Consider the following 12,843-nt stretch of genomic DNA (forward strand, 5'->3'; position numbering starts at 1 on the left):
AGAAGCCCCGCTCCGGCGGGGTTTTTCTTGTCAGCCGCCGGAGCGAAGGCTGCGAACCTTCCCGAGAATGTCGTCCGACAGAGCAGAAACCAGCGCCCGGTCCGCCCCCTTGCGCGGCACCAGCACGAATTCCACATCTTCGAGAACAGGCAACCGCCCGGGCGCGATCTCCTTCAATCCCGCCGGCGCCATGCTGCGCGGCTGGACCAGCACGCCCATCCCGGCCCGCGCCGCCGCCGTCAGGCCGCTCAGGCTACCGCAGGTGCAGACGATCCGCCAGGCCACCTGCGTCCGCCCCAGCGCCTCCAGCGCGATGCTGCGCGTGACACTGGGCGCCGGAAAGGCGATCAGCGGCAGTGGGCTCTGCTGCAGCACATGCTCGGGATCGCGCGCCAGCCAGATCAGCGGCTCGCGATAGACGAGCTTGCCGCGCGCATCGCCGAGCCTGCGCTTGGCGAGAACCAGATCGATCTCGCCATTGTCCTGCATCTCATAGAGCGCACCCGAGAGCGCGACGGTCAGCTCGAGATCGACAGACGGATGCGAGCGGACGAAATCCTCAAGCACGGCCGGCAGCTGGCTGGTCACGAAATCCTCGGAAACGCCGAGCCGCAGCTTGCCGCGCAGGCTGTTTCCCCGAAACAGCGACTGTACCTGTCCTTCGATGGAAAGCATGGCGCGGGCATGCGACAGCAACGCCTCGCCATCGCCAGTCAGCACCACCTTATGCGTATCGCGGGCTAGGAGCTTCCGGCCGACCGAGCTTTCAAGCCGTTGAATATGCTGACTGACGGTCGATTGTCCAAGCCCGAGCCGCTCCGCCGCAAGGGTAAAGCTGCCCATCTGCTCGACGGCGACGAAACTGCGCAATTGGGTCAGATCAAGCATAACGATCCCATTTCGTGATAACTGTTATTCCTTGCATCCTGAATCATAATGGATGACAAGACAATGAACTTGTTATTGCCCGGGACCACCACCATGCGCCGTTTCCTGCCCGATACCTTCACGATCCTGCTTGTCTGCACCGTCATCCTCGCCTCGCTGTTTCCTGCGAATGGCGCGTTCGCAGGCTATTTCGACATCGCAACGGATTTCGCCATCGCCCTTCTCTTCTTCCTGCACGGCGCCCGCCTGTCGCGGGATGTGGTGATCGCCGGCGTGCTGCACTGGCGCCTGCATCTGGCGATCCTGCTGGTCACCTTTGCCCTCTTCCCGCTGCTCGGCCTGGCGATTGGCTTCATCCCGGACTGGATCCTGCCGCAACCGCTCTATCTTGGCATCCTCTTCCTCTGCGTCCTGCCCTCGACGGTGCAGTCGTCGATCGCCTTCACCTCGATGGCCGGTGGCAATGTTCCGGCGGCGATCTGCTCGGCTTCGGCATCGAATATCTTCGGCATGTTCCTGACGCCGCTGCTCGTCGGCCTGCTCTTCTCGGTCGGCGGCCATGGCGGCTTTTCCTGGGATGCGCTGGAACAGATCATGCTGCAGCTGCTGCTGCCCTTCGTGCTCGGCCAGGTGCTGCAGCCCTGGATCGGCGACTGGATCCGCTCCAAGAAGAAGATCCTGATGCCCGTCGACCGCGGCTCGATCCTGATGGTCGTCTACGCGGCCTTCAGCAAGGCGGTCATCGAGGGCCTCTGGCACCAGTTCTCGATCGGCGACATCGCCGCCGTCATCATCGTCGATATGCTGCTGCTCGGCTTCGTGCTGCTCTTCACCATGTTCGGCAGCCGCCTGCTCGGCTTCAACAAGGCCGACGAGATCACCATCACCTTCTGCGGCTCCAAGAAGAGCCTGGCGAGCGGCGTGCCGATGGCCAACGTCATCTTCGTCGGCCAGCCGATCGGCGCCATCGTTCTGCCGCTCATGCTGTTCCACCAGATCCAGCTGATGGCCTGCGCCGTCATCGCCCAGAAATATGCAGCCGCCGCCAAGAAGCGGGCGACTGCCAAGGAAATCGAACAGGCCGCAAGCCCGGCCTGATCCTCCCGAACATGACGCAAATAAAAAAGCGGCGCTCCAACGGAGCGCCGCCTGCCTTTTCCTATTCCTGGGAGGAATTGGTTAGCTGTTGACCTGAGCCTCGATCGCCTTCGGCGCGCTCACCGGCTCGGCGGCAATCGCGATCTTGCGGGGCTTCATGGCCTCGGGAATGCTGCGAAGAAGGTCGATATGCAGGAGACCGTTCTTCAGCGAAGCGGCGGTGACCTCGACATGGTCGGCCAGCTGGAAGCGGCGCTCGAAAGTGCGCTTGGCGATGCCGCGATAGAGGAATTCGCTACCTTCGGCATTGTCTTCGCTCTTTTCACCCTTGACGTTCAGAGCGTGAGCCTGGGCTTCGATCGAGATCTCGGTTTCGTCAAACCCGGCGACGGCCATGGTGATACGGTAGGTGTTCTCACCGGTGCGCTCGATATTGTAAGGCGGATAGGTCTGGCCCTGATCCGGCTGAGCGAGGCTGTCGAGCATCGTGAAAAGACGGTCGAAACCGACGGTGGAACGGTAGAGGGGAGAGAAATCGACGTGACGCATAGTGTCCTCCTTGGGAAGCGACGAGTTGCGATAAAGATGCCCCTGAAACCCCATATTCGGCAGCTTCGGGACGGTTTCGCAGGCCCTTCCGGCGCCTGCAGAATTCAGATGGTGATGGTTTTTGGCGAGTTCAAGCCCTGCCGTTAACACCCGTGAACCACGCATGAACACCTGGTTCGGCATGCGTTCAGCCGCCCTGCCTTAGGAATCGGATCGTCGGGTGATCAAACTGGCCCGATGGCTGAAGTGCATCGTCCCTTCTTCTTCAGTCCGATTATGGACCGGCGCCGGGCATCCCTCTCGCCCCGCCGGTCTCTTTTTTCTCCACTGCTCTTGGCAGGTGGCGATCTTTAAGAGTTGATTTCACGCCCTCGTGCATTATCCCCTAGACTGGAAGCTCAGCGAACGATGGCAATGCTCATGGATCAGGTTCTCATCTCGACACCAGACAATCCGGCACCCGACAACCGGACCGAAGGCTATTTCGAGACGTTCGACGGTCAGAAGCTGCGCTATGCCGTCTTCCGCTCCAACGCCTCCGTTGCCAAGGGCACCGTCGTCCTTCTGCAGGGGCGCAACGAATATATCGAGAAATATTTCGAGACGATCCGCGACCTGACTGCCAGGGGTCTCTGGGTCGCCACCTTCGATCTGCGTGGCCAGGGCGGCTCTCCACGCCTCGTCAAGAAGCGCCAGCATGGCCATGTCCGCCGCTTTTCAGATTACGAGCGCGATCTCGATATCTTCCTCGAGAAGGTCGTGCTGCCCGATACCCGCCTGCCCTTCTACATTCTGGCGCATTCGACCGGCGCGCTGATCGCCCTTTCGGCAGCACCCTATCTCGCCACCCGTATCGAGCGCATGGTGCTTTCGGCGCCATTCATCGGCCTGATCGGCCAGGCGGCCTCCGCCTCGACGATCAGGAGAATGGCATCGGCCGCCTGCGCCATCGGGCTCGGCTCCATGCCGCTGACCGGTAAGCTGCGCGAGCCGGAATTCCGCGACAATCCGCTGACCTCGGATGAGGTGCGCTTCGAGCGCAACGTTTCGATGATGCGCGACCATCCCGAGCTGACGCTCGGGCCGCCGACAGCCCGCTGGCTGGTCGAATCCTTCAAGACAATCGACAAGGTGATGACGCCGAACCACCTGTTCTCGATCACCATCCCGACGGTGGTGATCGCCCCCACCCGCGATGGCGTCGTGCCCTATATCGCCCAGGAGCGGCTGTCGCGCTATTTCCGCGCCGGCCAGCTGGTGCCGATCAACGGCGCCCGTCACGAGATCTTCCAGGAGCGTGACGCCTATCGCGCCGCCGCGCTCGCCGCCTTCCACGCCTTCATCCCCGGCAGCGATGCCGAGGCTGAGCAGGAGGTCGAAGGAATCGGCGTCTGACGCCCGCGCCCTTTAGCGCTGCAGAATGGCGATCGCCTGCTCATAAACGGCGCGGCTGCCTGCGGCGATGATCGAACCGCCATTTTCCGGCCGTCCGCCATCCCATGTCGTCATGATCCCGCCCGCCTTCTCGATGACCGGGATGATGCCGCCGACATCATAGGGCTTCAGGCTGTTTTCGATCACCAGATCGATATGACCGGCCGCGAGCAGCGCGTAGGCATAGCAATCGCAGCCGTAACGGAAGAGCCGTACCTGGCTTTCGATCTCGCGATACTTGTCCATCTCGCTGCCGGTAAAGAGATGCGGCGAGGTGGTGAACAGGATGGCGTTGGAAAGGCTGCCGCAATCGCGCACCTGAAGCCGCCGCTCGCCCTCGGGACCCGTATAGATCGCGCCGTTCTCGTCGGCGAAATAGCGCTCGCCGGTGAACGGCTGCTCGATCATGCCCATGACGGCCCGGCCGTTCTTCTGCAGGCCGATCAGCGTGCCCCAGACGGGAACGCCCGAAATGAAGGCGCGGGTCCCGTCGATCGGATCGATCACCCAGACATATTCGCGGTCGAGACCGACGCTGCCATGCTCTTCGCCGAGAATGCCATGCTCGGGATAGTGCTCCTCGATCAGCCGGCGGATCGCGACTTCGGCGGCCTGGTCACCCTCGGTGACCGGGTCGAAGCCGCTGGCGAGCTTGTTGACGACGCTGAGGCCGGAACGGAAACGCGGCAAAGTCTCAGCCTTGGCGGCTTCCGCCAGGCGATTGAAGAACGAGCGGTCGGGGAGCATGGCGGATCCGTTTTTAGCCTCGGGAATGGCGCTTTTCATAGCGAAACTGCGTTAAAATGCAAACACTTCAGGCAATCGGCGTTTATCTGCCTAAATATTTTGCACCGCAATATTTTGCTTGACGATTGTGCAATGCAATAGTAGCTTCTTCTTACAGTCTTCTGACTGTAAATACCCTCCTTGGGTGTTTCCTCCCTAGACTTAGCCGCGCTGCAGAGCGCGGTTTTTTTTGACCTGGAGGAAGGAATTATTCTGCGGCAAGCGCCGTATCGTCGGCGAAACGCTGCACATAATCGGCCATCTGCCGCATGAAGCTGGTCACCGCATTGGCGATGACAGGGAAATCGGCCCGCTTCTCCAGCGTCACCTCATCCACATAGATCGAACGGTTCACCTCGATCTGCAGCGCATGCAGCCCGCGCGAGGGGCGGCCGTAATGCTCGGTGATGAAGCCGCCGGCATAAGGCTTGTTGCGGATGGCGTTGAAGCCCATTTCCTCGAAAATGCTGATCGCAGTGCGCGACAGCTCCGCCGAGGCCGACGTCCCGTAGCGGTCGCCGATGATGAAATCCGGCCGCTGGTTGCTGCCGGCGATACGGATATTGCCCGGCATCGAGTGGCAGTCGATCAGCACGCCGAAGCCGAACTGCACATGGGTACGCGCAATCAGCCGCCGCAGCGCCGCATGGTAGGGCTTATAGACGCTCTCGACGCGGTCGAGCCCCTCCTGGACCGGGATCCGGTGAGAGTAGATCTCCATGTTCTCGGCAACGATGCGCGGGATCGTCCCGAGACCGCCGGCAACCCGCAGCGAATTGACGTTGGCATAGGACGGCAGCATGCCGTCGAACATCCGCGGATCGAGTTCGTACGGTTCACGGTTAACGTCGAGATAGGCGCGCGGGAAGTTTGCAAAGAGCAGCGGCGCACCGAGCATGCTCGCCGCCGAGAACAGCTCTTCGACATAATGATCCTCCGAACGGCGGATCGAAATGCCCTGCAAACGCGACTGAGCGATAAATTCCGGTGGATAAATACGGCCGCTATGGGGGGAATTATAAACGAAGGGAATGGTCTGCGACACGGGCTCACGTATCTCAAAAAGCTCGTATTCGCGGATTTCCGGCACCTTCTGCCCTCTTAACCATGTCGTTCGAGGCTGACTTGGCCTATGTTGCCAGTTGCCCGGCCTCAAGTCCATACTATGTACAGGGGATGACAGCCTTGGGCCGTCACTTCACCGGTTGTTTACTGGGGAAGGACTAGTGTAATGGCTGGAGCCTTCCATAAAAATTCATCTCACCAGCGGTCTGGATAATGACTCAGAAGATACTGCTTGCAGAAGACGACAATGACATGCGCCGCTTCCTTGTGAAGGCGCTCGAAAAGGCCGGCTACAAGGTTCTGTCCTACGACAACGGCGCGAGCGCCTATGACCGGCTCCGCGAAGAACCCTTTTCCCTTCTCCTGACCGATATCGTCATGCCTGAAATGGACGGCATCGAGCTGGCGCGCCGCGCCACCGAACTCGATCCGGACCTGAAGGTCATGTTCATCACCGGTTTCGCAGCCGTCGCGCTGAACCCCGATTCGAAGGCACCGAAGGACGCCAAGGTCCTCTCCAAGCCTTTCCACCTCCGCGACCTGGTCGATGAAGTGAATAAAATGCTTGCCGCATAAGGCTTCCAGGCGTCGCGTCACAAAACTTCAAAAAAGCCTATTGACGGCCCCAAAGGTTTTGTGATCTATGCGCCGCCATCGGATGGGCGTGTAGCTCAGCGGGAGAGCACTACGTTGACATCGTAGGGGTCACAGGTTCAATCCCTGTCACGCCCACCATCCGATCTCACATCCTCGACAATTCGTTTCGACGCCACGCGATGATCGCCGGTTCGCGCCGCGAATCGAAATCTGACTTCGGAAACGAAAAAGGGGCCCGCAAGATTGCGGACCCGATTGCGATCAGCGGTGCTAGCGCACCCCTGCCCTGTCTGGTGTTCAGACGGCGTTGTAGGCCGCGATCACTGCCGCAAGCTGGTCGTTGGTCATCGCCTCGACCTGCTGCGTCGTGAACGCATTTGCATGCGCACTGTCGAGCTTCGAGATGTCATCGACGGAGAGGCCGGCAATGGCGCCGACGCTGATCGCCGAGATTTCGTCGATGGCGAACTTTGCCACATCTTCGGGTGCCATTGCGGCGATCTGCTCGGCGGTCAGCTTCGCCGTCTGCGACAGCGTCAGACCTTCGATCTGGGCAGGCGTCATGGCAGCGATCTGGCTGGGCTTCAGGCCGGTGATGGCGGCATCGCTGAGCTTGCCGATCTGCGCCGGCGTCAGATTGGTGATCTGAGCGGTGGTCAATGCCCCCACCTGCGACGGCAGCAGCGCGCCGAGCTGCGCATCGGTAAACTTGGCGAGCTGGTCCGAGGTGAAGTGCGTCATCTGCAGCGCGGTGACCGCCTTGAGCTGATCGGCAGTGAGCTTGCTGATCTGGCTGTCGTTCAGCGACGCGATGATCTCGTCCTTCAGGCCCATCATCGCCCGGGGGCTGATGGCACCGAAGGCCTCGTCACTCATCTTGGCGATATTGGCAAGCGTGAGACCCGCGACCTGCAGCGCCGTCAGTGCGCCTACCTGCGCCACCGTCAGGCCTGCGACCTGATCGGCGGACATGGCCGTGATCTGGCTCGCCTTCAGGCCGCTCGTGGCCGTGGGGCTGAGCTTGCCGATCTGGGCGGCAGAGAGGCTCGATATCTGCGTATTGGTCAGCGCCCCGGCCTGCGTTGCCGACAGGGCACCGATCTGCTCATCGGTGAAATTGCCAAGCTGCGCCGCCGTGAAGCCCGGGATCTGCGTAGGCTGCAGCCCGGCGATCTGCTCCTTGCTGAGGCTCGCGACCTGCTCGGTGCTGAGAGCCGCGATCGTGGCATTCGTCATGCCGGCAATCGCGGTGGCGCTGATCGCGCCGATTTCATCGGCGGAGAACTTGGCGATAGCCTCGGGGCTCAATGCGCCGACCTGGGCCGCCGTCAGCGCCGCCGTCTGGGCCGCGCTCAGACCTTCAAGCTGCGCCGCCGACATGGCGGCGATCACCGAAGGCTTGAGACCGGCAACCGCCGCGCTGCTCAGCTGGCCGATCTGGGCCGCGCTGAGGCTGCCGACCTGCGTCTCGGTCAGACCGGCCGTCTGCGCCGCCGATAGCGCACCGATCTGCTCTTCGGTGAACTTGCCGAGCTGACCGGCCGTAAAGCCGGCCATCTGCTGGGCGGTCAATCCCTTGATCTTGTCGGGGCCGAGCGAAGCGAGCTCGTTGTCGCTGAGACCGGCGAGCACTTCAGGCTTGAGCCCGCCGATCGCGCTGGGGCTGATCGCGGCAAATGCCTCGTCACTCATCTTGGCGATATTGGCGGCCGTGAAGCCGGCGACCTGGGCGGCCGTCAGCAGCGCGATCTTGTCAGCGCCGAGGGCATCCACCTGGTCTGCCGACATGGCGGAGATCTGTGCCGCCGTCAGGCCGGCAATCGCCGCGCTGCTGAGCTGGCTGATCTGCGCCGGTGTCAGCGCCCCGATCTGCGCTCCGGTGAGCGCGCCTGTCTGCGCCGCCGTCAGCGCGCCGATCTGCGCCTCGCTGAACTGCGCGATTTGCGCGGCGGTAAAGCCCGGGATCTGCTTTGTCGCGATCGCCTTGACCTGGTCCGTGCTGAGCTCGCCGATCTGGCTGCTGGTCAGCGCGGCAACCGCCTCATTCGGCAAGCCGGCGATCGCGGCAGGCGTGAGACCGGCAACGGCTTCGTCGCTGAGCTTGGCGATATTCGCCGCCGTGAAACCGGCCGTCTGCGCCGCGGTCAGCACAGCCGCCTGGGCAGGCGTGAAGCCTGCCACCTGGTCAGCCGTCATGCCGGTGATCTGCGAGGCCTTGAGACCGGCAACGGCCGCATTGCTGAGCTGACCGATCTGACCGGCGGACAGGCCATCGATCTGCGCATCCGTCAGCGCTCCGGCCTGTGCGGCCGACAGCGCGCCGATCTGTTCGTCGGTGAAGCGGGCGACCTGGGCGGGCTTGATACTGGCAATCTGGGCCGGCAGCAGACCGGCGATCTGCTCCGGCGTCAGGTTGCCGATCTGGCTGTCGCTCAGAGCAGCGATGACTTCGCTCTTAAGGCCGGCAAGCGCCTTGGGGCTGATCGCTGCCAGTTCCTCGTCGGTGAACCGGGCGAGATCCGCCGCCGTCATCGCACCAAGCTGCGCGGCTGTCAGCGCACCGGCCTGAGCAACGCTCAAACCTTCGAGCTGCGCATCGCTCATCGCGTCGATCTGCGCCGGCTTCAATCCGGCGACCGCCGCATTGCTGAACTGGCCGATCTGGGCGGCGGAGAGACCGGCGATCTGGTCGTTGGTCAAGGCCGCGGCCTGAACGCCCGACAGCGCCGCGATCTGATCGCCGCTGAACTTGCCGAGCTGGGACGGCGTGAAGCTTGCAATCTGCTGCGCGCTGAGGCCCTTGATCTGATCCGGGCTCAAACTGGCGATCTGGCTGTCGGTGAGCGCCGCCATCGCCTCGCCCTTCAGACCGGCGATCGCCTTGGGGCTAATGGCGGCAATCGCGTCATCCGACAGCTTGGTGACATTTGTAGCGGTGAACCCGGCCAGCTGCGCTGCCGTCAGGACGGCAAGCTGAGCCGCGGTCAGACCCGCAACCTGACCCGGCGTCATGGCCGCGATCTGCGCAGCCTTCAGACCTGTCACGGCCGAATTGGTAAGCTCGCCGATCTGCTCGCCGGACAGCCCGCCGATCTGCGGGGCCGTCAGCGAACCGGTCTGCGCTGCAGACAGCGCCTTCATCTGCTCGTCGGTGAAGGTGCCGAGCTGCGTGTCCGTGAAGGCGGTGATCTGCGTTGCGGTGAAGGCCTTGAGCTGATTTGCGCTCAGCATCGAGACCTGATCATTGCTGAGCTTGGCAATCGCCTCATTCTTCAGGCCGCTGATGGCCTTGGTGCTGAGGGCTGCGACGGCATCGTCCGCCAACTTGACGATATTGGTCGCGGTAAATCCGGCGGCCTGAGCCGCCGACATCACCGCGGTCTGCGCCGCCGTAAAGCCGGCCACCTGATCCGCCGTCATGCCCGAAATCTGTGTGGCCTTCAGACCGCTGACGGCAACGTTGGTAAGCTCGCCGATCTGGGCTGCGGAAAGTGTGGCGATCTGCGCGCTGGTGAGAGATCCGGCCTGCGCCGCCGTCAGCCCCTTGAGCTGCGTATCGGTGAACTTGCTGAACTGCTCGGGCGTGAAAGCGGCGATCTGCTTGGTTGTGAGAGCCTTGATCTGATCGGCGCTGAGATGGCCGATCTGGCTTTCGCTGAGCTTGGCGATCGCATCATTCGTCAGGCCGCTGATGGCCTTGGTGCTGATGGCCGCAATCTCGTCGTCCGTGAAGGTGGCGATATCTTCCGGCGTCAGCCCGGCGATCTGCGCTGCCGTCATCGCCGCGACCTGCGCTACGCTGAGCCCTTCGAGCTGCGTCGCGCTCATCGATGCGATCTGCGTTGCCTTCAGGCCGGCAACACCCGAGTTGCTGAGCTGGCCGATCTGGGCCGCACTAAGCCCGGCAATCTGCGTGTTGCTCAGCGATCCGACCTGGACCGCCGACAGGGCCTTCATCTGCGTTTCGGAAAACAGGCCGAGCTGTTCCGGCGTGAAGCTCATCATCTGCCTTGAGGTCAGGCCCTTGACCTGGTCGGCGTTGAGCTTGGCAATCTGCGCATCGGTGAGAGCGGCAACCGCCTCACCCTTCAGGCTGCCGATGACCTTTGCAGGAATGGCGGCGAATGCCTCCGGGCTCAGCTTGGCAATGTTGCCGGCACCGAAGCCGGCGATCTGCGAGACGGTGAGAAAGCCGATCTGGCTGGCCGTCAGCCCGGCGATCTGATCGCCGGTCATCGCCGCGATCTGCGTCGCCTTCAGGCCGCTGAAGGCGGCATTGCTCAGCTGGCCAATCTGGGTGGCACTAAGGCCGCCGATCTGCGCGGTGGTCAGCGCCGCCGCCTGCGCAGCCGACAGGGTCTTAATCTGTGTCTCGGACAGCAATCCGACCTGGGCCGGCGTGAAACCGGCGATCTGCTTCGGTGTCAGCGCCTTGATCTGATCCGTGCTCAACCGGCTCAAGACCGCATCACTAAAGACGGGCATCACCTCGCCCTTCAGGCCACTGATGGCCTTGGAGCCGATAGCCACGACAGCATCATCGGACAGCTTGGCGAAGTTTGCAGCGGTGAAGCCGGCAACCTGGACAGCCGTCAGAACGGCGGTCTGTGCGGCCGAGAAACCGGAGACCTGATCGGCCGTCATCGCGGTGATCTGGGTCGCCTTGAGACCGGCAAGCGCCGTCGTGCTGAGCTGGCCGATCTGCGCGGCGCTGAGGCCGGCGATCTGTGCGTTGGTCAGGGCGCCGACCTGCACAGCCGTCATCGCGCTCATCTGCGCCGGGGAGAAGCCTGCAAGCTTATCGGCCGTGAACATCACGATTTGCTTCGACGCCAGACCCTTGATCTGGTCAGGGCTCAGCTTGGCAATCTGTTCGGCGCTGAGCGCGGCCACGGCTTCCGGCTTCAGACTGCCGATGACTTTAGCACCGATGGCACCGATTTCGTCCGGCGTGAACTTCTCGATATCTGCGGGTGTCAGGGCCGCCACCTGCGCCGCCGTCAACGCGGCCGCCTGAGCCACGTTAAGGCCCTCAAGCTGCGTTTCCGTCATCGCCGCAATCTGCGTTGCCTTGAGGCCGGCGATCGCCGCTGTGCTCAGCTGGCCGATCTGGCTGCCGCTGAAGCCGACGATCTGCAGCGTGCTCAATGCGCCGACCTGCGTTGCCGTCAGGGCGCCCATCTGAACGGCCGAGAAGGTGCCGAGCTGGGCAGCACTGAAACCTGGCATCTGCTGCGCCGTCAGCGCCTTGATCTGGTCGGCGCTCAGCTTGGCGATCTGCTCGTCGCTCAGCGCTGCGATCGTCTCGCGCTTCAGGCCGCTGATCGCCTGAGGCGTGATGGCGGCGACCTCATCAGGCGTGAACTTGATGATATCGTCAGGGCCGATCGACGCGATCTGCGTGGCGCTCAGCCCCTTGATCTGGTCGACCGTCAGGCCTTCGATCTGATCGGGAGTAAGGGATGCAATCTGGGTGGCGCTGAATGCCGCCAGCTGATCCTTGCCGAGGCTTGCGATCTTTGCCGCATCGAGCACGGCGAGCAGTTCCGGCTTCAGCCCGCCGATCGCGCTCGTCGAGATCGCGCCCAGCTGGGTGGAGCTGAGCGCCTGGATATCCTCGGCCTCAAGAGCCGCCACCTGATCCTTGCTGAGGTTCTTGAGCTGTTCGGGCGAAAGCCCTGCAATATCCTCTGCCGAGAGTTCCCGGATCGTCTTCGGCGACAGGGATTTGATCTGGCTGCTGGTAAAGGAGGAGATGATCGACGTCATGAAATTGCCCTGCCCCGGCGTTGGCGATTACATTTCTCTGCCTCTCGCATCCCTGAAGCCGCAGTCCGCGCGCTCCAGCCACGACCGGAGCCTTCGCGCACCGCGCGTTGCTACATGAGGGGATGGTTCGACAGACTGCTTTGGAAGACATCGCTCGACGGAGCCGATGCCAGGACAGTGCACATAGAGCCGAGCCACGGTCCCCCAACCACGGCCTCGGCACGGCAATCGCAACATCGTTGCGCTCGAAGCCTCAATTTGCGAACTGCAAATCCAGGCGCACATACAACCAGCAATTACAACTTAATGTGCCGTTGTCCTGCTGGGATATGTGTCGCACTAAGCTTGCGCGAGGATGGAGAAACAACGCCCGATTCGTAGCGGCGAAAAATGCACAACCTAAGCGTACGGCAGACGGCTGTCGTCCAGCTTCTGGCAGCTTGTTTTGTCTTGATTATTAGCGGGATGAGAAACGCGCTGAAACCTAGCCGGCAAAGCTTGGATAAAAATCGGCAGCGCGGTGATGGGAGGGTTTCGCAGCAAAGTCAGGCGGCCCGGCCGCAACTCCTGACACCACGACAAAGCAATAAAAGCTCTGTCACACAGGGAAGCGTATCATTTACGCCACCACCCTGTACAAAGGCTTGCCCCCAAGCC

The 12,843-nt window shown here is 62.4% G+C and carries 8 protein-coding genes and 1 tRNA gene; 4 read left to right on the forward strand and 5 right to left on the reverse strand.

The genetic code is table 11. The features are described from left to right. Window positions 1-30 precede the first annotated feature (30 nt). Entirely contained in the window at window positions 31-888 is an 858-nt protein-coding gene (locus ACQZ5H_RS13510) for a LysR substrate-binding domain-containing protein (RefSeq protein WP_112719958.1), read from the reverse strand. Window positions 889-936: 48 nt separating this feature from the next. Here ACQZ5H_RS13510 and ACQZ5H_RS13515 point away from each other — a divergent pair, with 48 nt between their 5' ends. After that, window positions 937-1,986, forward strand: a complete 1,050-nt coding sequence (locus ACQZ5H_RS13515; protein WP_112719959.1) for a bile acid:sodium symporter family protein — start codon at window positions 937-939, stop codon at window positions 1,984-1,986. Window positions 1,987-2,067: 81 nt separating this feature from the next. Here the strand turns inward: ACQZ5H_RS13515 and ACQZ5H_RS13520 are convergent, their stop codons facing one another. Next, window positions 2,068-2,535 (reverse strand): Hsp20 family protein, encoded by a 468-nt coding sequence (locus ACQZ5H_RS13520; protein WP_112719960.1) that lies wholly within the window; start codon window positions 2,533-2,535, stop codon window positions 2,068-2,070. A gap of 420 nt (window positions 2,536-2,955) precedes the next feature. Between ACQZ5H_RS13520 and ACQZ5H_RS13525 the strand changes: the two genes are divergently transcribed. Continuing rightward, complete coding sequence (locus ACQZ5H_RS13525) at window positions 2,956-3,930, forward strand: alpha/beta fold hydrolase (protein WP_449098102.1); 975 nt, start codon at window positions 2,956-2,958, stop codon at window positions 3,928-3,930. A 12-nt stretch (window positions 3,931-3,942) separates the two neighbouring features. Here ACQZ5H_RS13525 and hisN read toward each other — a convergent pair whose 3' ends face one another. Both hisN and ACQZ5H_RS13535 read right to left on the reverse strand, forming a co-directional pair. Beyond that, on the reverse strand, window positions 3,943-4,716 hold the full coding sequence (gene hisN / locus ACQZ5H_RS13530) for a histidinol-phosphatase (protein WP_199629001.1): 774 nt from the start codon (window positions 4,714-4,716) through the stop codon (window positions 3,943-3,945). Between the two features lie 247 nt (window positions 4,717-4,963). Beyond that, on the reverse strand, window positions 4,964-5,845 hold the full coding sequence (locus tag ACQZ5H_RS13535; protein ID WP_112719962.1) for an N-formylglutamate amidohydrolase: 882 nt from the start codon (window positions 5,843-5,845) through the stop codon (window positions 4,964-4,966). 188 nt (window positions 5,846-6,033) lie between these two features. Here ACQZ5H_RS13535 and cpdR1 point away from each other — a divergent pair, with 188 nt between their 5' ends. Together cpdR1 and ACQZ5H_RS13545 are read left to right on the forward strand one after the other, a co-directional pair. After that, window positions 6,034-6,396 (forward strand): response regulator CpdR1, encoded by a 363-nt coding sequence (gene cpdR1 / locus ACQZ5H_RS13540; RefSeq protein WP_003542883.1) that lies wholly within the window; start codon window positions 6,034-6,036, stop codon window positions 6,394-6,396. Window positions 6,397-6,480: 84 nt separating this feature from the next. Continuing rightward, window positions 6,481-6,555 (forward strand) — tRNA-Val (locus ACQZ5H_RS13545). A gap of 159 nt (window positions 6,556-6,714) precedes the next feature. Here ACQZ5H_RS13545 and ACQZ5H_RS13550 read toward each other — a convergent pair. Continuing rightward, window positions 6,715-12,186: a beta strand repeat-containing protein gene (locus tag ACQZ5H_RS13550; protein WP_449098010.1), complete on the reverse strand. Its 5,472-nt coding sequence runs from the start codon at window positions 12,184-12,186 to the stop codon at window positions 6,715-6,717. Between the last annotated feature and the right edge of the window lie 657 nt (window positions 12,187-12,843).

The sequence above is a fragment of the Rhizobium sp. 21-4511-3d genome (assembly GCF_053522545.1).